Here is a 23,710-nt window from a genome sequence, read left to right on the forward strand (position 1 = left end):
GTAGATATTGGAGGAGCCGTGACTGCTGCCGCAGCACCAACCGAGGCACGCTCGGATCAGCCCGAGCAGATCTCGCTGATTGTGACAACCCACAATCAGAAACACCTGCTACCGGACACGCTCGTCTCCACAACCCGGCAGATGCCTGCCGGTCAAGAAGATCAGCTGCACGTCATCGTGGTCGATGACGGTTCCGAGGAAGACGTAGAGGACGTCATCGATTCGTTCCGTCCGCTGCTTCCGCGTCTGACACTTCTGAGGAACCCGGTTGCGCTCGGCGTCTCTGCCGCCCGCAACCGGGGCCTCGAAGTGGCCCGTGGAACCTATATCGCGTTCCTGGATGGGGACGACTGGCTTGAGCCACTCAGCCTAAGTGTTCGGGCTGAGGCGATGCAGAGGCTCGGCGTGGACTTCATCCGTGTGCCGATGATCGAGGAGAAAAACGGGACACGCACTGTACGCAACTTGCCAACCGGGCGCATCGGGACCGTGGAAAACCCGCGGGACTTCATCATGCCGCCCAACAACAGCACCATTATCGATAACCCGTGGGTCGCTGCCGGAATGTATCACCGCCGTCTCCACGACGTACTCGACGTGATGCGTTTCGACGAAAGCCTCTCGACCGCCGAAGACCGCTTGTGGCTGTGGGGCGTGATGCTCGCGGCATCCACGTGCGCTTTCATCGAAGGCCCAACCACGATGTGGCGCCGCGGCCTTGCCACAACGCTCACCCAGGTCGGCGACGAACGTCAGCTGCACTTCGCCCGCGCGTTCGGGAAGATGGCTGATCTGCTCATCAAGGACCCCGAAGGCGAGCGTTTCATGCCGAAGCTCGCCCGCCAGTTCCTAGCGATCACGTGCTTCCAGCTTGAACGTAAGGATCGGTTGAGCAGCGAACTCCAGGAACAAATGAGAACCGAGGTCCGGGCCACTGCAGCCAAGTTCGATCAAGAGCTCATCATCCAGACCGTGAAAGAGATGGGCCCTAAACGCCTCAAGCTCCTGGGCCCCGTGCTACCGGAAGTGAAAAAGGAAATTGAGGGCGCAGGTTTCATGGCCGCTTTGCTCTCGTTCCGGCCTTCCGCTTCCCCCGCCTCTGATACCGCCCCCGCTTCTGATACAGCAAAGAGCAGCCGATGACTCAGCTTTTCCAGGCTTCAACCCTCTACCAGGTGGCCTCTCTCGCCGCGATGATCGACGCCGGCGCAGTCCCTGAAGACGGCGACCGCGTGCTGTGCGTGGTTGACTCAACCCGCCAACCAGAACTGGTCCCCGGGATCACCGGGGCGACCGGTTTCGAAGAGCTCGCCTCACGCTTTGACCGTGTCATCAACCTCGGCGAATTCATTCGCCCGCTGCGTCCGCACCAGTTCTCCCCACGCCAAGTAGAGGCGCCGATGTGGCGGAAACTGTTCTGCAAGTATTTCGATCTGCCCCTGACCCAGCCGGGCCACGCATCGGAAATCTCTTTGTGGCTTGAATCCCTCCAGGTCAACCCTGGCCGGGCGCTCGCGACCGTCTTCCACGACGCGCCTATCACCGTCCACGCCGACGGGCTCATGGCCTACGGGCCGCTGCGTGATCCCCTGCCCATCGAGATCGGTTCGCGTTTGGACCGCGTGGTGCACCTGGACATCGTGCCTGGCCTCAAGCCGCTCTACGGCGCGGAATGGGGTGCAGCCTCCGATGCGGTGGGGCTTGAACACTTCACTCGCGTGATCGATGCGTGGGCTAACAAGGTTGAACCGTCAGCTGCGTGCGCGAGCATCATGGCCTCGGGTAAACCTGCCGGGCTGATCCTGGGGCAATACCTCAATGAGTTGCGGCTCATCACCGATGAAGAAGAGCACGAACTGACCACCCGCATGGCGCAGGCAGCGCTCGATGCCGGCGCAGGGGTCATCGCGTTCAAGCCGCACCCATCGGCCTCCTACACTTCACGCATCGTGACCCGGGAAGTCGTGGAATCCCTCGGCCTCGAATACGTCGAGATCACCGATACCGTGCCGGCAGAAATCGTCGCCACCTGGATCAAACCAGTCGTGGCGGTCTCGATCTTCTCGACCGCACTAGCAACACTGCGCTACGGCTACAACATCCCCGCGGTAGCGGTAGGGGCCGAGGATGTGATCCACAACCTCAACCCGTACCCGAACTCCAACCGCGTACCCGTCATGCTTGCTGACGCGCTGTTCCACCGCGGCATCCCAGCACCAGCGGACGACCCTTCCAAGGAAGGCCGCCTCCAGGCACTTCTGAACACGGTCGCTTACACGATGCAGCCCGAACGGATGAAGGCACTCTACCCAGAGGCGTTCGAGTTCTGCACATCAGACCCCGAGTTGCGAAAGCTCTACCTGCGTAAAACCCGGCTGTATCAGCTCAACCTCATGAAAACCAACCCGACCAACACCTACGAGCGCCTCGTAGGTCACCTCGGTAACGCGATGGGAGCCAAAAACTTTAACGCCCTCAAGAACAAGGTTCAGACCTCCAAACTGCTCAAGGTCCCATCCAAGGCGGCCGTCAAAGCCCTCTCCGCGCTGGGTAACCGGAACGCACAGGGTAACCGAAAAGCACAGGGTAATCGGACAGCGCAGGGTAACCGGAAACCGCCAGGCCACCAGAAACAACAATGAAAAACTCACGCAAGCCCCGGTCACCGCGCGCGGCTCGCGCCCAACAGGAAACACCTCGCCCCAGGCTCGGCACGAGCGAAATCTGGGTTGAATCCCCACTCCAGCTGCTCAGCGCCATCGAAGCTCACGCGGCCGGCCTCACCGGAACCTCAACCACCGTGCGCATCCGCCCTGGCATCCCAGGTATCGGGAAAACAGTCGAAGTCCTCAACCGGCACGTACCCGAAGGCGTCACCATCAGCGCCGAAGGCCAAGACATCACCCCCATCGGCTCAACCCCCATGAACCGGTGGGGTGCCGGGGATATGCTCTCCGGGCGAGTCCAAAGAGCGATGCTGGGCCCACTCGGCGAGCGTGAAATCATCATCGTCGATGACGGCCTCGCCACGCTCGCGTTCCTCGATAAACTCACCGACCCCAAGCCGACGCCGCTCGTGCGAGACCGCGGTAAGAAAACCATCGGGCGCCTCGCCCTCGGGCTCACGGCGTGGCACCGGCTCCGGTGGGCTGCCAAAAACAACCGCGTACTGCTCATCACCGCGCTACCGCTCGTACCGGAACTCTCGCAGCGGCTCACCAACATCGGCGTACGCGTTGAACACCATGCTTTCGAATGGGCCAGAAGCCAACCTGCAGAAGAGACCTTCTGCGAACAAACCATGCTGATCGGTTCAGCCCTCGCCTATGACGGCCTCATCGGCGCCGAGCCCTACATCGACTGGATCACCCAACTAGCCGCCGACACCCCGTTGGCCTACTTCCCGCACCGGCGAGAAAAAGGCGAACTGCTCGAGAAGATCCGCGCGATCCCGGGCGTCAACGTCCAAGACGTCACAACCCCGGTAGAACTGCGGCTCAGCGGCTTACGCCCCCTCCAACGCGTCATATCCCTGCCCTCGACCGCGGTGACTTCGCTACGCATCCTGCTGGCCGGGCGCGGCATCGACGTGACATATAAACGCATCCCAGACTCGTGGTGGACCCCGCAGGCGACACCAGCACTCAGGCAACACCTTCTTTCATCCGTCTCACTCAAACAAGGTAAGGAAAAACATGACGGTTAGGACCATCGCGGCCATCGCAGACTCCGACTCATACCTCAAATACGCCGTCCATTTCCTTGACCAGCTCAAAGACTGGCGGCGCCAAGTAGTGGTCGTGCGCTCACACGTGATCCCGACCTCCGTACAAACCCGTGCTGCACTAGCCGGAACGTTCCTCGAAGGCCGGCCGCCCGCCGTCGTACCGGTGCGCAAGCTCTCCACCAACCTCAACCCGATGCCGGACGTCGTGCTGGTTGCCGCTACCGGGCCGATCGCCCGCGAAGTACTCATCCACTTCGCGTCCCTCAAAAACCGCCCGGCGCTGATCACCGCGCTACCAGGCATCGCTTTCCCGGCAACCTCGCGCGCGCTGGGCTTCCGTGAACTCTCCGACACGTTCATGGTCCACTCCCTCGCAGAAGCCGACGCGTTTGCAATCCTCGGTGAGAAGATGAGCCTCGACGGGATCACCCCGCGCGCAGTCCTCCCGAACGGTAGCTTCGACAGCGGATTCGCTAGCCACAGCAGCTTTGGCGGCAATGGATTCGGCGCCGGGGCCTATGAAGACGAGGTCGGGGCCTATGATGGCGGGGCCGCCGGTAACGCTGAGGCCGACGAGGACGCCGAGGCTGTGGAGGAGGCCGGCTTGGACCCTGAACGCCCAGCAATCGACGAGCCAGACCCAGCCGACGCGCCAGAAATCGTCAAAGCGGCTCAAGAGCAAGGCCACGCCCCCACCCCGCCGCTCGAGGAAGAGAACATCCTTCCGCCGAGCTTCGCAGTCGGCAGGCTCCCGATGCTAAGCCACCACGAGCCGCCCGAGCCAGACGAGACCCCCGTCAACCGCATCGTCTTCGCGCCACAAGCGAAAATGCCGTTCAAGCAATTCCAGCGCCTCGAAATCCTCAAAGCCCTGGCAGAAACCAAGCGCAAACATCCTGAGGTTGAGGTTATCGTCAAGCTACGTGCGTTGCGTGGGGAACCGCAGACCCACATCGAACGCTTCCCTTACGACTACCTGTGGGAGAACTACTGCGCCGAAACCGGCGAGGACCAGAGCCTGCTGGACTTCCAGACCGGTTCACTCGCCGAACGCCTCACGCCAGGTTCGGCACTCGTGACCGTGTCTTCGACGGCGGCGGTCGAGGCGATCGACCGCGGGCTGCGGGTCGGGATCATCTCCGACTTCGGCGTCACCAAGAAGCTGCTCAACGCGATGTTCAGCGAATCCGGCCTCCTCATGACACTCGAGGAAATGCAGGACCTCAACATCCCGCACGCCAACCAACAGTGGCTGCGCCGCAACTACTTCCACACCCCGGAAGACGTCAAGGCCGCACACCGCCGCGACATGGAACACGAACTCGCAGCACTAGCCGATGCTGCACGCAAAGGCTACCTCGACGTCTCAGCAGCCGCGATGGCCCGCGCCCGCACCCGCGCATGGCGCGCACGCCTGAAAACCGCCCTTCCGGCACCGGTGTGGAAAGCGGCACGCAACGTACGCAACGCCGTCCGCGCCTAGCCGCTTCAGCACACGCGCTCAATACGGCTCACGCGTGTGCGGGATGCCGCACACGCGTGAGCCGCGTTGCCCGGCGACATGTTGCCCCTGTGACGTCGTGTTGCACCCTGTGACATAGACGAACTTTGCGCGGGCCATGAACTAAACTGAGCGCAGATCTCAAGTGCCGCTTTCGCGGTGCCTTTATTCTCTATTTCCAAGGAGACGGTTTCCGTGTCGGATAACGCAATCCGCGTCGCTATCGTGGGCGTCGGCAATTGTGCGACCTCGCTCGTGCAAGGCGTTGAATACTACAAAGACGCCGCAGTAGACCAGACCATCCCGGGTCTGATGCACGTGCAGTTCGGCGACTACCACGTCAACGATGTGAACTTCGTTGCGGCATTCGATGTTGACGCCAAGAAAGTTGGGCTCGACCTCGCCGACGCGATTCAAGCATCCGAAAATAACACGATCAAACTCTGCGACGTCCCGAAAACCGGTGTGACGGTCCAGCGCGGCCACACCCTCGACGGCCTCGGCAAGTACTACCGCGAGACCATCGAAGAGTCCACCGAAGAACCAGTTGACGTCGTCGCGGCTCTCAAAGAAGCCGACGTTGACGTTTTGGTCTCCTACCTGCCTGTCGGCTCCGAGGAAGCAAATAAGTTCTACGCCCAGTGTGCCATTGACGCCCGCGTCGCGTTCGTCAACGCGCTCCCAGTGTTCATCGCCGGAACCACCGAATGGGCCGAGAAGTTCCGTGAAGCCGGCGTGCCCATCGTCGGTGACGACATCAAGTCCCAGATCGGCGCAACCATCACGCACCGCGTCATGGCCAAGCTTTTCGAAGACCGCGGCGTGATCCTTGACCGCACCTACCAGCTCAACGTGGGCGGCAACATGGACTTCAAGAACATGCTCGAGCGTGAACGCCTCGAATCCAAGAAGATCTCCAAGACCCAGGCCGTCACCTCGAACACGTCCGCGAAGCTCGCCGAACGCGACGTTCACATCGGCCCATCCGACTATGTTGGCTGGCTCGATGACCGCAAGTGGGCTTTCGTACGCCTCGAAGGCCGCAACTTCGGCGATGCCCCGGTCTCGCTCGAATACAAGCTCGAAGTGTGGGACTCCCCTAACTCCGCTGGTGTCATCATCGACGCGATCCGCGCCGCGAAGATCGGCCTGGACCGCGGCATCGGCGGCCCGCTGCTTTCAGCTTCCTCCTACTTCATGAAGTCGCCTCCAGTGCAGGTCAACGACGAACAAGCACACGCCGACGTCGAAGCCTTCATCCGCGGCGAAAAAGACTCCTAAACTTGAAGTCTTGGCCCCAGGGCAACGGCCGATAGGGAGAACGATGCGGGGCGCCACCAACAGTTGGTGGCGCCCCTCATCGCTGTAAGTAGTTGGCCTAGGCGTCCTGTTCAGCCCACCACTCGAGCAGCTCTTGTTTCGCTTGCTCCTCTGAAACCGGCCCGCGGTCCAGGCGCCTCTCAAGCAAGAACTTATAGGCCCGCCCCACAACAGGGCCCGGCTTGATGTCTAGGATCTCCATGATCTGCTGCCCATTCAGGTCTGGGCGGATCGCATCCAACGCCTCCTGCTCGGCGAGCTCCTCGATGCGGCGCTCAAGATCGTCATAGGCATGCTCAAGCCGTTCAGCCTTACGCCGATTCTGCGTCGTCACATCAGAACGGGTGAGCAAATGTAGGCGGCTCAAAACATCACCGGCATCATTCACGTAACGGCGCACCGCAGAATCCGACCACGCGACATCCGCATAACCATAAAAACGCATATGCAACTCAACCAGCCGCACCACGGCCTTGATCGTCGCATTGTCATAACGCAACGCACGCAAACGCTTACGCGCCATCTTCGCGCCCACAACCTCGTGGTTACGGAAACTCACCGCACCGTTCTCGAACCGGCGCGTAGCCGGCTTACCGATATCGTGCAGAAGTGCAGCCAAACGCAACACCAGGTCAGGGCCAGGCACCGCATCGCCAGCAGACGTCCCCTCATGCTCGATCGCTTGCCGCAAAACAGTCAACGAATGCTGATACACATCCTTATGGTGATGATTCGCATCCGTCGCCATCTGCAACGCAGGCAACTCAGGGAGCACATAGTCAGCCAAACCCGTTGTCACCATCACATGCAAGCCCAAGGCCGGATCAGAACCCAACATCAACTTATTCAGCTCGTCCCGAACCCGCTCAGCAGAGACAATCTCCAAGCGCGCTGCCATTTGCTGCATCGCCGAACGCTCCGGCCCAGCCAACTCAAAACCCAGCTGAGACACGAAACGGGCGCCCCGCATCATCCGCAAAGGATCATCCGAAAACGAAATCTCCGGGCCAGACGGGGTACGCAAAACCCCGGCCTCGACATCCGCGCGCCCACCAAACGGATCCACCAACTCACCTGCAGGCAACCGCAACGCCATCGCATTGACCGTGAAATCACGGCGAGCCAAATCATCCTCGAGCTTCTCACCAAACCGCACATGCGGCTTACGCGAACCCGCATCGTAGACATCAGCCCTATACGTAGTGATCTCAATATCCTCACCACGCTTACGCAAAGCGATCGTGCCGAACTCACGGCCCACATCCCACGTCGCCTCAGCCCAACCACGCACCACATCCAGAATCTGATCCGGAGTCGCGTTCGTCGTAAAATCCAAATCAGGTGCCGCCCGCCCCAAAAACAGGTCACGCACCGGCCCACCAACCAGCGCCAACTCAAAACCGGCAGCAATAAACCGCTCACCCAACTCAAGGGCAAGCGCCGGCAACTGCACATCACGTAGCTGAATCACGCTCCTTATCTTTCCAGATATCGCGGAAAGAACCCGAGCCGAGCCAACCAAAATTACCTCTAAACGGCACGGCACCCTGAGAGCCTCAAGCTGTATTAGCTAAAGTGTCCGATATGAGTGACCACGTTCCGAACCCACAGCGCCGCACGCCGTTGACGGCTGCTTTGGCGTGGGAACGTACCCGCACACTGCGGGCATCACAGCGTTTATCCCCCTCAACACCAACAGTTGAAGAGGTATCCGCAGGCGGAATCGTCATCGATCCCGACTCCCCTGACCTGCGCGTAGCCATCATTGCGCGCTACAACCGCGCAGGCCGCCTCGAATGGTGTCTACCTAAAGGACACCCAGAAGGCCAAGAAACACACGAACAAGCCGCAGTACGCGAAATCGCTGAAGAAACCGGCATCCAAGGGCAAATCCTCGTGCCCCTCGGATCCATCGACTACTGGTTCATGGTCCCCCAATACAGGGTCCACAAAACCGTTCACCACTTCCTTCTTATAGCAACCGGTGGCGAACTCACCATCGAAAACGACCCAGACCATGAGGCTGTTGACGTGGACTGGGTCCCCCTAGTCGAGCTCCCGCGCCGACTCACCTTCCTCAACGAACGCAGAATCGCCGAAATGGCCCGAGAGGTAATCGAGACGCATGAGCTCTGAGAGCACTAACGCCTCCGCACAGTCCAAGACCCCCGACCTCGGAAACGAAACAAGCGCAGGCGCATCCAATCGCCGAGGCAAAGCAGTCGCCCTCATGGCCTCCGGTACCCTCATCTCCCGGGTACTCGGATTCATGCGCACCGCGATGCTCGCCATCGCGATCGGCTCAACAACCCACGTGGCAGACATCTTCGAGAAATCGAATACGATGCCCACGATCATCTTCATGCTGCTGGCAGGCGGCGTTTTCAACGTCATCCTCGTGCCGCAGCTGATCAAAGCGTCAAAGAACGCTGACCGCGGCAGCGAATACACGTCCAAGCTACTGACGCTCACGATCCTCGTGATGGCTACGTTCACCGCAGTCTTGACCGCCAGCGCCCACACACTCACAAGAATCTTGTCCTCCGGGTGGTCAGAAGCGATGATCGCGCTCGGAACCGTATTCACCTATTGGTGCATGCCGCAGGTCTTCTTCTACGGGGTATACGCCGTTGTGGGCCAGGTCTTGAACGCCCACCACCGCTTCGGCGCCTACATGTGGGCACCTGTGGCTAACAACGTCATCCAGGTCGCCTCATTAGCGATCTACATATTCTTCTTCGGCGCCTATACCGGCCGTTCTGATCTGTACTTCGCCAACTGGACCACCCACCAGACCGTGGTGCTTGCCGGTGGCGCAACCCTGGGCGTGGCAGCGCAAGCGCTCATATTGTTCTGGCCATTGAAACGGCTCGGGCTCAACCTACGTCCTGACTTCCGCTTCCGCGGAATGGGCCTGCGTAAAGTCGGCCAGATGGCTGCCTGGACTCTGTTAGCCATGGCGCTTGGCAACATCGTCAACCTCTACACCGGTAAGGTCGTCTCCGGCGCAACCGCGGTCCGTGAAGGCAACCCGTCCATCCCTGGTGAAACCGCGTTCAATCAGGCCCAGTTGATTGTGGTCCTCCCCCACAGCCTTTTCGCGCTATCGCTGGCTACCGTGCTGTTCAACGAGTTCAGCAACGCGTTCAGCGAGAAACGCGACAAGGACGTAGGCCACTTGCTTTCGCATGGCCTGAGGACCATCGCCATCCCGATGCTGTTCTCAACGGTCGCTTTGGTCGTTTTGGCTGGTCCGCTTGGAAGGCTTTTCGGCGGTACCAGCGTGCAGTCCGCGGCAGCCGGTTCCGCAACGGCGACGTTGATTCTTTTGATGGCGCTGGGGCTTCCGTGGCAGTCTTATAACTTCTTCCTTATGCGCGTCTTCTATGCAAAAGAAGATACTTTTACCCCGATGTTGTTGCAGGTGTTCTACTCCGCGCTGACCCTGGCAGCCGCCATTTTGGTCGCCTACAGCGTGCCATGGGAAATCCGCGCACAAGCCCTGTGCATCTCATTCCCCATCGCGCACATCTCACTCACCATCGTCGCCCACCTCACCATCCGTAAAAAATACGGCCACTACGGGGCCGGGCACGTCATGGACCAATACATCAAAATCGGGTGGTGCGCCGTCGGCGCCGGCCTCATCGGAGCAACACTGGCCTACAGCTTCGGCGCCTACGACTACGGGTGGGCCTGGAGCGGATACCTGCCAGCCATCGCCACCATCTGCATGACCGGCATCGTGATGCTCGCCGCCTACCTCGGAATCCTCAAACTGGCACGCATCCCAGAACTCGACGACTTCCTCGCCCCTGTTTTGCGCAAACTCAAGGTTTCGCGCTAACACATCCGCAGGAACTTCCCCGGTAGCATGAACAATAGAAACAGTTTCCAACACAAACGCACCAGCCGCACCGCACACCAACCAGGACCGGCAAGGCTGGTCGAGTTCGAGGAGTAAACGTGTCGGAAGAGATCGACAGCGGCACCGTATTAGGCGGGCGCTATCAGGTTGGCGAGCTCATCGTCGCGACCGAAGAAGGCGACCGCGTGTACGCAGGCACCGACCAAGTCCTCAACCGCGCCGTCTCCATCCTCACTGCGGCACCGCATAACGCGACCCGACTCGCCGTAGCCGCCCGCGAAATCGCGATCGAAACCCGGCCCTCCCCGGTGAAGGTCCTCGACCTCGGCATCAGTCAGTCCACTACCTACCTCATCGCCGCTGACGCTGAAGCGGCAGACATGCTTGACCTGGTCATCGAGAACGGCACTCCCTACGTTGAACCGTTCATGACCGACACACTCGGTTCCGAGATCTTCGGCGAATCCCGCTCCTACGAACCACAGGTCTACGACGACGACGCCGAATACTACGAAGAACTCGCCCACGAACAAGCCCGCAAACCGTTGTTCTCAGGTTTCGCCGGCCGGTTCCGCAACCGCCGCAACAGGAATCAGGAAGTCTACGACGACTCCTGGGACACCGATGATGAGAGCAATGACGAGCAGGGTTCCGGCGCCTGGGCAGCAGGTTTCGGCGCTGGCGCAGCGGCAGGTGCAGGTTCTGGCGCCGGTGCAGGTTCTGGCGCCGGGACTGGCAGTAGCGCCGGCACTGGCACTGGCAGTGACGCCGGGGCTGGGGCTGGATCGCAGCATCCAGCGATCAGCGACCCACACGAGACTCAGCCCGAGAACCTAGGCTCCTCGGAGCTTCCACCTGTTGAGCCATCGTCTGCCGGTGCTTCTGATTCTTATCAGAGCGGCCCGATCGCGAGCGTGCCCACCTCAGCCAGCGAGGCTTCCCAGGAGTCCGCACGGAACCGGGACACTGGTCGGGGTACCGGTCGCAGCGGTAGCAGGGGTACTGATGGAAGGGGTACTGGCGGGGGCGCAGCCGCGGGTGGTTTCACTGGGTTCGGCGGCTTTGACTTCGCTGATGTCCCGACTGAGATGAACCCCATCGTCACCCCTGGCATGCGTGAAAGCCGTGAGGATGCAGATGCGCGTGCCGCCCGTGAAGCTTCTGAGCGCGATGGCGAGATGCGTCCTGCATCTCGTTTCCCACGCCAGGCGTTCGGTGCCGGAGCTGCTGCGGGTGCTGGCGCGGGCGCAAGCGGCGCGGCCGCTTCCGCAGATGGCACTCAGTCGCAGGCGTTCGAAGATGCTGAACCGGAAGATAGCGGCAACAAGTTGACCCGTGTGATCGTCGGGGGTCTGCTTGGCCTGCTGATGATCGGCGGTGTCGTCTTCGCTGTCGGAAACCTCACCAAAGACAAGGAATCCCCGGCACCTGTTGCTTCTGCTTCTCAGGAGAACAAGAAGAAGCCGGAGAACTCAGGGGGTTCTGAGTCTCCATCTCCTTCCGAGAAGGAAAAGGAGAAGGAAGTTAAACCGGCTGTTCAGTCCATCAGCCGTCTGGTTCCTGGCGCGCCTGAATTGAATGCGGATACTGACGGCGAGTTGCCGAAGGCGATCGATGGCTCGCTAGCGACGTCCTATCAGACGTACAGCTACACCACGCCGCAGTTCGGTAACTACGCTCAGTCGATGGCTTTGGTTCTGGAGCTTGAAGAGACCGCGTCTGTCAAGCAAGTCAAGCTTGAGGGCTTGAATGGTGTTGGCGGAAACATGCAGATTCTAGTGGGTGACACGGAGAACATTTCTGATGCTAAGGAAGCCTATTCAGGCTCGTTCTCTGGCCCAACCCTAGAAGCCGGGCTCGGTAAAGGCGTTGAAGGGAAGTATGTTTTCGTCAACATTACCGAGCTTCCAAAGATTGCTAGCGGTGGCCCTTCTGGACGCCCTTATGGTTTCACTGTCGCAGAGATCAACGTCGAGTAAATGTACCGTTCCGCGACACCGTGGACGCCGTGCTGGACCACTTTGTAGATTCAGCACATCAGAATGGATAACGCGCCTCAGTGGACTAGCACTGTGGGCGCGTTATTCGTTTCCGCTCTGGAATAGCTCACCTGCGTTTCTTGTTTCTATTAACGAGTGAGCGCAGCTTGTGTTGGCGTTGCATTCTGCCCACGCTGGGCGGTCCTCCTAGGGTTTTGTAACGTCATGTGCGGCTGCCGGTCAGTACCGTGGGACCCATGACGGGTGGGTCCTCTATGAAAGGCCATGTTAGGTGAGCACTGAAAAGATTCATGATGTGGTGATTGTCGGTTCCGGTCCTGCCGGTTACACGGCAGCGATCTATACCGCCCGCGCTGATCTTAAACCGATCGTTATTGCGAGCTCCGTCGACGCCGGCGGTGAGCTCATGAAGACCACTGAGATCGAGAACTTCCCTGGCTTCCCTGAAGCGATCATGGGTCCTGATCTGATGACGAATATGCAGCAGCAGGCTGAACGCTTTGGCGCTGAAGTTATCTACGATGACGCTACCGCTCTTGAGCTCGATGGCGAGGTCAAGAAGGTTGTGCTCAGTGACGGCACTATCTACCAGGCGCGTTCTGTGATTGTCGCTTCTGGCTCGGCGTATCGTGAGCTTGGGCTGGAGTCGGAGACGCGACTCACCGGTCATGGTGTGAGCTGGTGCGCCACGTGCGATGGTTTCTTCTTCCGTGATCAGGAGATCGTTGTTGTTGGCGGCGGAGATTCTGCCATGGAGGAGGCGCTCTTCCTGACGAAGTTCGCTTCCAAGGTTACGATCGTTCACCGCCGTGATTCGTTCCGTGCCTCGGAGATCATGGCTGATCGGGCACTGAACCATCCTTCCATCGAAGTTCGGTGGAACAGCGAAGTCACAGAGATTCTGGGTGATGACAAGGTTTCAGGTGTTCGTCTACGTGACACGGTGACGGGCGCGGAGAGTGAACTGGACGCATCTGGCGTTTTCATCGCTATTGGTTCCGATCCTCGCGTTTCGTTGGTTGCCGGGCAGCTCGATATCACCGACGAGGGCACTATCGCAGTTGAAGGCCGTACCTCTAAGACCAAGATTCCTGGCGTATTCGCTGCGGGTGATGTTGTGGACCCAACCTATAGGCAAGCCATCACGGCTGCAGGTTCTGGTTGTACCGCAGCCATTGACGTGGAGCACTACTTGGCTTCGCTGAAGGAGAGCTAGGCCGCACTCTCCCCCCATAGATCTGTACACCGAGTTCCGTACATAGAGATCTGTACACAGTTCCGCAGCCGCCTCGCTGGTAGAGCGTGCGTCTGTCCCGAACCCAACAATCTTTTCCCATCGAGTTTTAGGAGTAGATATGAGCAACGTTATTGATGTAACTGAAGCAGATTTCGAGGAGAAGGTCCTCAAGAATGAGAAGGCCGTTCTGGTGGACTTCTGGGCCGAATGGTGCGGCCCTTGCCGCGCCCTTGGACCGGTTCTCGAGGAGATCCAGGAAGAGAACGGAGAGAAGCTGCAGGTAGTCAAGGTCAACGTTGACGAGAACCAAGGTATCGCCGCGAAGTACGGGATCACCTCGATCCCTGCTGTGTTCGCTTTCAAGGGTGGCCAGCACGTCGCTACCTCTATCGGTGCGAAGCCAAAGGCTCAGCTGCTCGACGCCTTCAAGGACTACATCTAATCGACCGGGCTTGTTTCACATGAAACATGCCCAGCTCGGCCGGTCTTTTGTTCCACGTGAAACACGGCGGATACTAGCTAGCGTTTCACGTGAAACGTAAACATGCACGAGGGAGTCAGTTCCAGTGGGAACTGACTCCCTCATTTCTTATCCACTCGCTTCGCATACGCAATCGCGTTCCTAACCGACCCTCCGTTCCGACCCTTCTGCTCCGGTCTGCTGTTCTGAGTTGTCTGTTCTGAGTCTGCTGTTCGGAGCCTTCTGTTCGGCGTCTGTGTTCTGAGCCTTCTATACTGAGGCATTGAGCCGCCCCGATACTCCGTTCCTTTCCGTGTCTCCTACTTGGCCTGCGCGTCGATGGAGAGACCCTGTTGTATGTGCAACGAGCCTGGCTTGTTCGACCGTCGCTTGCAATCACTTGTTTGTGCCTTCTTCAGCTTTCACAGCGTGAACTTGGTCTGGGCACACGGGTACGAGTGCGCACGCATGTGGACGCCCACGAAAGACTGGCAATCAGGACGCGTGAGTGACAGTGCTATCTGCAGACAGGCGCCGGTCCTATTAGCTGATGTAGCCGCCATGTACTGGCCCAGCGTTCCTTCGTCCTGTCTTATCCGGCGCCTCTACCACTCCCCCGCATCGGCCTCGAACGTACCGCTTCTGATATTCCACGCAACCTATGCTCGCCTCGCATAGCGTAACGATGACGCGACTCAGTACATTCTGTTTCGTGCTGGCTAACAGTCTTCTTCTGTTGTATCTGCAGTTGATGTGCACTGCCGACGCCACTCATTACTTCTGTCCTGGAAACCAGATTCTGCGTGTTGCTGCGTGGTCCTGCGTCGACGTGGTTGCCAGGAACGGCCGGCACACCTTGCCTCATGAAGAATCTGAACGCTGCCCGACGGACAATCCGCGTCCAATGTTTCACATGAAACAACCACTCCCCTGCTACCGCGTATCTCGGTGGGCGCTCATTTCATACAACGGGATCCACACCGTCTGCAACTATGAAGTCAATGGCACGGATCAATGTGTTGAGGTCATGACCCACTGCAGCAACAATGTGCAGGTCTGAGAAGTGTTTGGTTTCCCGACAGGGTTCACTCGCAACCACCCTGTCCACCCCAGAGATCTCTCATGACACCCTTCCAATCACGTCTCACGACTTCTTCACCCATGTGTCACGACATCGTTCACATCACGAGGCGAGGTGCGAGCCTTCCGTCATTGCATCCCACGTCAAGACACGGGCGGCGGCAAAATGAGCTTGTCCCGGCGGTCAGGAACAACGAATACATCAGTGTGCAGTAGCGGCAACCGGAACAAAACAGCCCTGGGAACACCGGAATCCGCAATACTGCAGAGACGTTCCCTAGCCGTCTTTGCTGACCGCACAACGCGGAACGATGTCCTGAAACATCCACCAAGAAGCGGAAGGCGGAACTACCACATCAATACGGTCACGACACATCACCACTATGGGACACAAAAGGTAGGGCCTGGTTCGGATAGCTTCCGAACCAGGCCCTACCTCGTTTCACGGTCAACACGTCAGTCAAGGACTCACGCGGGCAATACAAGAGCTACTCTCCGAGACCTGTCTCGCCCTTGATGATGCCCATGATGCGGTTGAGGTCATCAACTGAGGCGAAGTCAATTTGCACCTTACCCTTGCGGGCGCCAAGCGTGATCTTGACGTTAGTCTCGAGCCGGTCTTGGAGTTGGTTGGCGAAGAAGTCCAACCGCTCCTGCCTGCGAGGCTCAGCAACCTTCCGACGTTTCTGAGGCTCACCCTGACGTTCAGTAGCCTGAGCGAGCTCTTCAGTCGCACGTACAGAAAGGCCTTCGTTGACTACACGTTGCGCCAGCTTTTCCATATCCTCGGTGCTGCTCAGGGCCAGGATGGCGCGCGCATGACCTGCCGAGAGAACCCCTGCGGCCACACGGCGCTGTACCAACGCTGGCAGGCGTAGCAACCGGATCGTATTGGAGATCTGAGGACGGGAACGACCGATGCGTTCAGACAACTCCTCCTGAGTACACTCAAACTCAGCCATCAACTGCTGATACGCGGCTGCTTCTTCAAGCGGGTTGAGTTGAGACCTGTGAAGGTTTTCGAGCAGGGCGTCCCTGAGCAGGTCAGAGTCATCGGTCTCCCGAATAATGGCAGGGATGACATCGAAACCTGCTTCTTGGGTGGCGCGCCAGCGGCGTTCACCCATCACCAACTCATACCGTGGTCCACCTTCTTCGCGTGAAGGCCGCACGACTACCGGTTGAAGCAGGCCGATCTCTTTGATCGAATGAACTAGCTCAGCGAGTTCTTCTTCGTCGAATACCTGCCGCGGCTGTTTACGGTTCGGGTGAATGTCATCGACGGGAATTTCGCTGAACGTCGCGCCTGGCACTGCAACTAAGTCGTCACCTGCCGTCGCCGTCTCAATGTCGCCGCTACCAGCAGAGCCTCTCGTTCCACGTGAAACACTCTCTTGACTCCGAGTCGAGAGCACGTCTGGTACAGACATTCGTGATCGCGAGTCTCGCCTAGTCTCGTGGGCGCCACTGCCGTCTACTGAATCATGTTCAGTGCTGCGATCCGCCTCGGTGGTGAAGAAGAAGTCCACAGGGCGCCGCTTGTGGTTAGCTTTATCCCCCGTTGCTTTCCGCGCGGATTTACCACCCTGGACATTGGAGGCTGAAGTTGCCTGCGTTTCACGTGAAACCTCAGACGCCTTAGAGCGTCCAGTTGTGTTGCTTGCTATAGATTTCGCAGCGGGTGTACGCGCCTCACTCTTGGTTGCCTTCGCATCATCTTTGGTCGACGTGGGCTTACTCTGCGACGCCTGAGCGTTACCTGTCTTGGTCGTCGCAGATTTTGCCTTAGGGGTGGAAGACTTTTGTGTTGCTTGAGTCTTCGACTTTTTAGACCCGGTCTCGGCAGATGTAGCCGAGGACTGAGAAGATGCCTTCGTACGAGTCACGTCCTTCGCAGCCTCTGTACGGGTCTTGGCTTGTTGCTCTGTATCTTCGTTGTTCGCTGTAGTTTCGCTGGCGGATTGCTGCGGGGTGCTCGCCCCGATGAGTGCACCTAGTCCCCTACCGAGACCGCGCCTACGTGGTGTGGCCATCTAAACGCTCCTTCGCTCGCAACTAGTTTATCCGCTTTGGCGCTAATCGCGGCCTTGGATTCGGCAGGTTTCCCCGCAAGACATCTTTTCTGGTCAGTACAGTGAGCCGTGGGCTCCGCCTCATACGGATTCCATCCCTATTGGCGGCTAGTTTCATGCCTGGGTTTCACGTGAAACGGTCCAACGAGCACGTTTATCTCTCGCAGCGTTTCGTGTACTTACAGGACAAATGTAATGTGCCGGGACATCGTTCCGCTTAGCGCGGTTAACAAAGGCGGCCCGGCAACGTACTTGCAGTCTTGCGGATCCCGGTTCTCCAGGACGACTTTGCTGCCGCTGCGGCTGATGTACGCCGGTGTTGTCGTTCCTCCTTGACACCGGGATAGGCGCGTTTTTATGCAACCTCTGTCTCGGCATGGGCTACGTCGGCGGACTAGTCCCACCCTCTCTCGCGGTGGGAACGATGTCGTAACAGATGGGTGAAGGATGTCGTGAAACATGGTTTGAAGGATGACGTGAGAGATACGTGAACAGGTTGAGGTGACTAGAGGCTCACAATGGCGTGAACCAAAGATTCTGGCAGGAAGTAGCCAAGAAGCTGCGTCTACTCTCACCTTGCGCCCGTCCTAACTGCATATGGTAAGTAGGCAGGGATCCCCTTCGTTGCAGGCGTCCCCGCATAGCTCTCTGAGGTCATGTGCGCGAGAACTGAGACGCCTTCAAACGCACAAGACCCTATTTCAGTTAGCGTTGCAACGCTGCAACAATTCGCCTTGTCGCTTACCTGCTAACCACTCTACTCCCTGCGTTTCACGTGAAACGGGCACTGGCATTCAGCATCACCGGGTTCTCATAACATCACCTAGTTGCCACGTTCCTGCGGAAACAAGAACTACGCTCCTGCCGTTACTGAAGAACGCCGGGCTTCAAGGACAGAAAGCCGAACAACCGGGAAGATTGTCTGCCTATTGTTCAGAAGCACTCACGCACACCGGAGCCTACTCACCTGGCTCAACAGCTACGTGCATGGATCGTGCAGGTCGGAAGGGAACCTCCTACCCCACTGGCATCGTTTAGACCAGAGAACTAGTGCACATACGCAGTCAGCTAGTTAGACCAGAGCCATTCACCAGCTAGGCGGCATCTACCTCGACGAGTCAATGTCTCCAGTGACGCCCGGAGAATCCCTACAGCATGTATCCGAAGTCTAACTATCTACAGCTCTACCTCCGGATCAGCTTATGAACGCGTGAAAGCTAATAGAACTGACTCCACGCTGCAGCAAACCACTATGGATTCCGTCCGCTCCCCTGCCGGTTCGAAAGGTTCCGATCTGCGCCCATCGCATTGATGCGCCCGCCGCATTCAGAAGCGCGTTGCATTCATGAGTCCGTCGTACTCGTAGACGCGTTGTATCCGTAGGTCCGCGTTTCACGTGAAACGCTCCGAAAGACTCGAATGGCCGAGAAGTGAGCCGAAATACGGAAATTGCGCCTTGGATACCCTTAGGGCAGGTCAGGTAAAAGGACTCGATCAAGGAATCCACTGTTGACAGCGGATCAACAGTGCACTCAAGTAAAAATGCTTTATTTGTTCAGAAGTTCCCGCGCAACGTTGATATATGCCAAGGCGCCAGTGGACGTCGGGTCATACGTCAGCACAGTCTGCTGGAAACTTGGCGCCTCTGAAATACGCACCGAACGTGGAATCACGGAATCTAGGGCCTGATCAGGGAAATGCCCCCGAACCTCTTCGGCAACCTGCGAGGACAAGTTGGTGCGGCCATCGTACATGGTCAACAAGATAGCGCTCACCGCAAGCTCAGGGTTCAGATGCTCACGGATCAACTCGATATTGCTCAACAGCTGGCTCAAACCCTCGAGTGCATAGTACTCACTCTGGATCGGGATCAGAACCTCACGCGCTGCAACGAAAGCGTTAACCGTCAACAGACCCAACGACGGCGGGCAGTCAATGAAAACGAAATCAAGACGAGGGAGGCCGTTGGCCTCACGGTACTCGGCGTAGTCCCGGATAGCTGTAGCCAACCGCACGTTACGGTCCTCAAGGGAGACCAACTCAATTTCGGCGCCAGCAAGATCGATCGTCGCAGGAGCAACAACCAAGTTGTCCACGTCAGGGCAATTCTGAACAACGTCAGACAAGGGTGTCCCCTCAATCAGGACGTCGTAGGTCGAGGGAACTTCAGAAGAGTGAGGAACATTCAACGCGGTGGAGGCGTTACCCTGGGGATCGTTATCGATCACCAGAACCTGCATGCCCTCTAAAGCAAGCGCGGCAGCCAGGTTCACGGTTGTGGTGGTTTTCCCTACCCCGCCCTTCTGGTTGCTCACCGTAATAACGCGGGTCGCTTCGGGACGCTTCATATCGCCTGCAGGAAAAGAGACCTCAGCGGCAGAATTCGAATCACCAGAAATATTGTCGCCGGCCTGATTATTATCGAGCATTCCTGCGCCTCTCATCCATAACCTTCAGAGTTCAACCTTATCGAGGATCAACCACGATCCGCACTACGGTTGACGGCTCGGCGAGCCATTCCTCACCCACAGTTTCAATCCGGACATCGCGGCCCTTATATTTCCGGATCACCTTCGCAGCCTTTTCAACCTCAGCCGCAGCCGAACGGCCCTTCAACGCGATCAGCTCCCCTCCCCCACGCATCAGAGGAAGAGTCAAAGGAACCAGCTGACGCATCGCAGTCACTGCGCGGGCCGTCACCACATCAACATCTAAGGTTTCGACCATCTGTTCGGCGCGAGCCTGAACCACATCGACTCGGTCGCTCAGGCCTAAGTCCTCGATCACTTCATCAAGCCACTGACAACGGCGCTGTAGCGGTTCAATCAAGACAAGAGTCAGGTCAGGGCGCGCTAGAGCCAAAACGATACCCGGCAATCCAGCGCCGGAACCGACGTCAGCAACCAGTGCGCCTTCGGGCATCACATCGGCCAAAGCAGCACAGTTGAGAACATGCCGCGACCACAGAATAGGGATCTCGCGTGGACCAAGCAGGCCACGCTCAATACCAGTGGAAGCCAGATGCCCCACGTATCTCTGAGCGAGCCCCGCGCGGTCACCAAAATAGTGTTCAACCGCGGGAAGCTCCTGCTCACTCGGTCGCGGTGCATCTTCAGGAGCTACCGCGATCTCCGAGGAATCAACCCGCGGGCCTTCCGGGCCAGTACCGGGACGGCGCTGCTCATCATCCTGTGGACGATGCTGCTCACCGTTGGTCTGTGGAGTCATTAGCTCGCGTCCTCAGCAGGGTGCACGACGACGTGGCGGCGGGTGCCTTCACCTTCAGATTCGGAAACAAGCCCAGCTTCCGCAATGACGTCGTGAACGATCTTGCGTTCATACGGGGTCATCGGTTCCAGGGATTCCGGCTCACCTGTCTCGTTGACGGCGTCGATAGCTTTCTTCGCGATGTCCTTGAGTTCTTCGGCGCGTTCCTTGCGGTAGCCGGCAATGTCTAGAACGAAACGTGAACGCTGGCCGGTGTGCGCCAGAACTGCCAGGCGGGTTAGTTCCTGCAGGGCGTCCAAGACCCGGCCGTCGCGGCCCACGAGTTCTTGAAGGTCCGCATCGTCATCTTCGGTTTCTACTGAAACGTAGACGCGTCCGCCACGAACCTCGATGTCGATGTCGCCATCCAAGTCAGCGATGTCGAGGAGTTCTTCGAGATAGTCAGCTGCGGCGTCGCCTTCTTCTTCGAGGCGCTGCATCGTGAGGGATTTACCGGTTTCACGCTCAGGCTGGGCATCATCCGAGGCGCGCTCGGCGTCATTTTCGGAGGTGACTTCGAGGTCCTGCAACTGTTCGTTATTCATCACTTACGCTTCCTCCGGTTCTTACGCTGCGGCTGGATACGCTGGCCACGCACGTGCGTCTGATTTGTTTTAGTGTTCTCTTCTTTTGCAGGTGCATCCTTCTGCCCGATGGGCGGAAGACCGCGTGCGGCGCGGCGGATGTTGAGTTCCTTTTCGGCAAGCGAACCAGGCGTTGGGTTGTGCTTGATAACCCACATCTGCTGGGCCAGTACCCACATGTTGGTTGCAGTCCAGTAAACCAGCAGACCCAGTGGGAAGTTAATACCACCGATACCGAAGACCACTGGCAGGAAGTACATCATCATGCGCTGTTGGCGTGCGAACTGGCCCTGCTGGGATTCAGGGGTCATGTTCTTGGTCATCAGCTGGCGCTGCGTGATGAACATGAGGGCGACCATCGCGATGATCAGGATGATCGCGACGATGATCACGGATGCCTTAGGTGAGCCGCTACCGAGCGTGCCAACGAAGGTGTCGGAGAGGCGGGCGCCGAAGATCGTGGCGTCGTGGAAGGAGCGGACTTTCTCTGCGGAGAGTGCCGCGATGTTTTCGTTGGCGTTAGCCGCGTGAGTCGAGCCGTTCAGCACCTGGAAGAGCGCGAAGAAGAACGGCATCTGAATCAGCAGCGGCATACAGGACGCGAACATCGAGGTGTTGTGCTTCTTGAACAGTGCACGCTGTTCGGCAAGCATCGCCTGCTGCGAAAGCTGGTCTCGTTTGCCCTTGTATTTCTGCTGGAGCTTGCGTAGCTCTGGCTGCACAACCTGCATTGCGCGCTGGGCACGGATTTGGCGTGCGAACACAGGGATCAAAGCGGCGCGGACCGTGACCGTGACCAGCACGATCGCGAGAGTCCAGGTCCAGCCGGAGTCCCGGTCCATCCCAATCAGGGTGAAGAAGCTGTGGAACATGTCCATGAGGAAGGACATGACCCAGCGGAATGGGGTCAGAAGCCAGTTAAAGAAATTCATAAAGCGCCGCTTTGCTCCTTAGCCGCGGTGTGCGGCTGAGATGAATTCAGGGGATGGTTTAACACCATGATCTTCGGTGCCTTCGACTCTGGCCAAATCCGTTTGCCGGGTGGCACCGGGTCGATTCCCCCTTTGGTCCATGGGTGGCATCGAGCGATTCTCGATACGGTGAGCCACGAGCCTTTGATGGCGCCGTGGCTTGTTACTGCTTCTAGCCCGTAGGCGGAGCAGGTTGGATAGTAGGGGCACACATCTCCGTAGAGCGGGGAGATGGCTAGCCGCCAAAACTTGATGAAGCCGATGATGAGGTTGCGTGGGATGTCCACGATGTGGCGCCACCACGGTACTGCGGGTGCCTGGTTGTCAGGGACGATGGGTGCGGGACCCAGCTGCTCGGCAAGGCTACGCTCATCATTGCGGCTGTGAAGTTCCGCTGAACTGTGTTGTTCAGCTAAGCCGCGCTGTTCGGCTGAGTCGCACTGTTCAGCTGCTTTGTGCTGTCGGGTTGAGTTTGATTCCGTTGCGCAGGCATGGTTGAGGTGGGTGTGTGGTGTGCGTCTATTTTTGTTGCGTGCCACTGATGTCCACCCCGATTCTGCGTAGTCCGTTGCGGAGGTCGGTGTTGAGGGTGTTGTAGTCTGCGTGCGCTGCGGCGGGTAGGCCACGTACCACCACGTCGTGGTTTGAGATGCCTTCTTTAATGATCTCCCATGCGCTGGCGCGTAGTCGACGCTTGACTTGGTTTCGTACTGCCGCGTTTCCTACTTTTTTGGAGACGATGAATCCAAAGCGTGGAACCGGGTTGTTGGTAGGTCTAGCGAAGACAACGACGTTCCGGCACCCTTTACGGGTACCGGAACGCATTACGTTTCGCAGTTCGTTGCCTTTGCGTACTCGATGTTGTTGTGGGAGCACGAAAACACCCGTTGTTGGGTTCGCTTGAGCTGGTCCGGTTACCGTGTGGTTCCGGACGCGGGCTCGAGCGGGTTAGGCAGAGAGGCTCTTGCGACCCTTGTTGCGGCGGGTCGAGAGGATTGCGCGGCCGGCGCGGGTGCGCATGCGCAGGCGGAAGCCGTGCTTCTTGCTGCGGCGGCGGTTATTCGGCTGGAAAGTCCGCTTGGTCACGTTGAACACTCCGAGACGTCAGTTAGGGCATCGCCCGCTGTGCCTGAGGGGTTGTGCCTGAGGAATGTAACGGGATGGATGCGTTGTATCACGTTTACAACCGTGCTCTAACGAGGACTAACCGGGACGATGTTGTATCCGTTTGGCCAGTTCATTGTCAGGTTCGCGGATGCACCTTTTGGGCACGCCGCAACGCACGGAACTGATCCAGTGTAGCCAGTTTGATTGTTGCGGGTCAAACCCGGGTTAAGTGAATCACGCTGATGTGCGCAGCTGCATGCACGAAACAACTCAAATCACCTTAATTAGGCATTCTTTTCACACCCTGTTCACGAAAGTTATCCACAGCCTGGGGAGAACTCTGGGGATTACTTGCGTTTACAGTCCAAGTTATCCCCATTTTCCTGTGCATAAGTTCGTCAACCTGTGGTGGGTACGGGTACGGTAGTGCCGTTGGGGTCTATCTTTTGCACAGGCTGTACCGTAGTCTCAGCTGTGTGTTCGCTGTGTCGGCGCCGAGTCCTTTCTTGACTCCCC

General features: G+C 58.4%; 19 protein-coding genes. 10 read left to right on the forward strand and 9 right to left on the reverse strand.

Features of this window, described 5'->3' with window-relative positions; genetic code table 11:
- Nucleotides 1-18 precede the first annotated feature (18 nt).
- The 5 genes from HMPREF3160_RS05495 to HMPREF3160_RS05515 all read left to right on the forward strand — a co-directional run bounded on the left by HMPREF3160_RS05495 (nucleotide 19) and on the right by HMPREF3160_RS05515 (nucleotide 6,509).
- Nucleotides 19-1,143, forward strand: coding sequence for a glycosyltransferase family 2 protein (locus HMPREF3160_RS05495; protein WP_070507520.1), 1,125 nt, complete (start codon nucleotides 19-21; stop codon nucleotides 1,141-1,143).
- Nucleotides 1,140-2,642 (forward strand): polysialyltransferase family glycosyltransferase, encoded by a 1,503-nt coding sequence (locus tag HMPREF3160_RS05500; RefSeq protein WP_070507521.1) that lies wholly within the window; start codon nucleotides 1,140-1,142, stop codon nucleotides 2,640-2,642. The genes HMPREF3160_RS05495 and HMPREF3160_RS05500 overlap by 4 nt, the downstream gene beginning before the upstream one ends.
- Complete coding sequence (locus tag HMPREF3160_RS05505) at nucleotides 2,639-3,706, forward strand: hypothetical protein (RefSeq protein ID WP_070491308.1); 1,068 nt, start codon at nucleotides 2,639-2,641, stop codon at nucleotides 3,704-3,706. Before HMPREF3160_RS05500 ends, HMPREF3160_RS05505 begins: the two co-directional genes overlap by 4 nt.
- Nucleotides 3,696-5,210: a DUF6716 putative glycosyltransferase gene (locus HMPREF3160_RS05510; RefSeq protein WP_052048385.1), complete on the forward strand. Its 1,515-nt coding sequence runs from the start codon at nucleotides 3,696-3,698 to the stop codon at nucleotides 5,208-5,210. The genes HMPREF3160_RS05505 and HMPREF3160_RS05510 overlap by 11 nt, the downstream gene beginning before the upstream one ends.
- A 213-nt stretch (nucleotides 5,211-5,423) precedes the next feature.
- Nucleotides 5,424-6,509 carry an inositol-3-phosphate synthase gene (locus HMPREF3160_RS05515; RefSeq protein WP_035755750.1) on the forward strand — a complete coding sequence of 362 codons (1,086 nt, stop codon included), beginning with the start codon at nucleotides 5,424-5,426 and terminating at the stop codon, nucleotides 6,507-6,509.
- A 97-nt stretch (nucleotides 6,510-6,606) separates the two neighbouring features.
- Here the strand turns inward: HMPREF3160_RS05515 and HMPREF3160_RS05520 are convergent, their stop codons facing one another.
- A complete protein-coding gene (locus HMPREF3160_RS05520; protein WP_083285465.1) occupies nucleotides 6,607-8,019 on the reverse strand; it encodes a CCA tRNA nucleotidyltransferase in 1,413 nt (470 codons plus the stop codon).
- Between the two features lie 113 nt (nucleotides 8,020-8,132).
- Here HMPREF3160_RS05520 and HMPREF3160_RS05525 point away from each other — a divergent pair, with 113 nt between their 5' ends.
- From HMPREF3160_RS05525 to trxA, 5 genes are all read left to right on the forward strand, one after another.
- Nucleotides 8,133-8,684 (forward strand): NUDIX hydrolase, encoded by a 552-nt coding sequence (locus tag HMPREF3160_RS05525; protein WP_083285482.1) that lies wholly within the window; start codon nucleotides 8,133-8,135, stop codon nucleotides 8,682-8,684.
- Nucleotides 8,674-10,395 carry a murein biosynthesis integral membrane protein MurJ gene (murJ, locus tag HMPREF3160_RS05530; RefSeq protein ID WP_083285466.1) on the forward strand — a complete coding sequence of 574 codons (1,722 nt, stop codon included), beginning with the start codon at nucleotides 8,674-8,676 and terminating at the stop codon, nucleotides 10,393-10,395. Before HMPREF3160_RS05525 ends, murJ begins: the two co-directional genes overlap by 11 nt.
- A gap of 119 nt (nucleotides 10,396-10,514) precedes the next feature.
- Nucleotides 10,515-12,395 (forward strand): hypothetical protein, encoded by a 1,881-nt coding sequence (locus tag HMPREF3160_RS10015; protein WP_070491311.1) that lies wholly within the window; start codon nucleotides 10,515-10,517, stop codon nucleotides 12,393-12,395.
- A gap of 292 nt (nucleotides 12,396-12,687) precedes the next feature.
- Entirely contained in the window at nucleotides 12,688-13,632 is a 945-nt protein-coding gene (trxB, locus tag HMPREF3160_RS05540) for a thioredoxin-disulfide reductase (protein WP_035755745.1), read from the forward strand.
- Nucleotides 13,633-13,771: 139 nt separating this feature from the next.
- Nucleotides 13,772-14,095 (forward strand): thioredoxin, encoded by a 324-nt coding sequence (gene trxA, locus HMPREF3160_RS05545; RefSeq protein ID WP_070507522.1) that lies wholly within the window; start codon nucleotides 13,772-13,774, stop codon nucleotides 14,093-14,095.
- A 1,586-nt stretch (nucleotides 14,096-15,681) separates the two neighbouring features.
- On the opposite strand, the gene HMPREF3160_RS09670 is transcribed toward trxA, so the two are convergent.
- From HMPREF3160_RS09670 to rpmH, 8 genes are all read right to left on the reverse strand, one after another.
- Entirely contained in the window at nucleotides 15,682-17,226 is a 1,545-nt protein-coding gene (locus HMPREF3160_RS09670) for a ParB/RepB/Spo0J family partition protein (RefSeq protein WP_083285469.1), read from the reverse strand.
- 1,586 nt (nucleotides 17,227-18,812) lie between these two features.
- Nucleotides 18,813-19,613: a ParA family protein gene (locus tag HMPREF3160_RS05555; protein ID WP_070491389.1), complete on the reverse strand. Its 801-nt coding sequence runs from the start codon at nucleotides 19,611-19,613 to the stop codon at nucleotides 18,813-18,815.
- A 118-nt stretch (nucleotides 19,614-19,731) separates the two neighbouring features.
- Entirely contained in the window at nucleotides 19,732-20,493 is a 762-nt protein-coding gene (gene rsmG, locus HMPREF3160_RS05560; protein WP_083285470.1) for a 16S rRNA (guanine(527)-N(7))-methyltransferase RsmG, read from the reverse strand.
- Nucleotides 20,493-21,077, reverse strand: coding sequence for a Jag family protein (locus tag HMPREF3160_RS05565; protein WP_035755738.1), 585 nt, complete (start codon nucleotides 21,075-21,077; stop codon nucleotides 20,493-20,495). Before HMPREF3160_RS05565 ends, rsmG begins: the two co-directional genes overlap by 1 nt.
- A complete protein-coding gene (gene yidC, locus HMPREF3160_RS05570) occupies nucleotides 21,077-22,048 on the reverse strand; it encodes a membrane protein insertase YidC (protein WP_035755736.1) in 972 nt (323 codons plus the stop codon). Before yidC ends, HMPREF3160_RS05565 begins: the two co-directional genes overlap by 1 nt.
- Nucleotides 22,045-22,713 carry a membrane protein insertion efficiency factor YidD gene (gene yidD, locus HMPREF3160_RS10320; RefSeq protein ID WP_370977480.1) on the reverse strand — a complete coding sequence of 223 codons (669 nt, stop codon included), beginning with the start codon at nucleotides 22,711-22,713 and terminating at the stop codon, nucleotides 22,045-22,047. Before yidD ends, yidC begins: the two co-directional genes overlap by 4 nt.
- The gene (gene rnpA, locus HMPREF3160_RS09675; RefSeq protein WP_083285471.1) at nucleotides 22,607-22,963 is read right to left on the reverse strand and encodes a ribonuclease P protein component; all 357 of its coding nucleotides are present in this window, start codon (nucleotides 22,961-22,963) and stop codon (nucleotides 22,607-22,609) included. The genes yidD and rnpA overlap by 107 nt, the downstream gene beginning before the upstream one ends.
- A 72-nt stretch (nucleotides 22,964-23,035) precedes the next feature.
- The gene (gene rpmH / locus HMPREF3160_RS05580) at nucleotides 23,036-23,173 is read right to left on the reverse strand and encodes a 50S ribosomal protein L34 (RefSeq protein ID WP_035755734.1); all 138 of its coding nucleotides are present in this window, start codon (nucleotides 23,171-23,173) and stop codon (nucleotides 23,036-23,038) included.
- Nucleotides 23,174-23,710 lie beyond the last annotated feature (537 nt).

Source organism: Arthrobacter sp. HMSC06H05 (assembly GCF_001807395.1).
In the GTDB taxonomy this organism is placed as follows: domain Bacteria; phylum Actinomycetota; class Actinomycetes; order Actinomycetales; family Micrococcaceae; genus Pseudoglutamicibacter; species Pseudoglutamicibacter albus.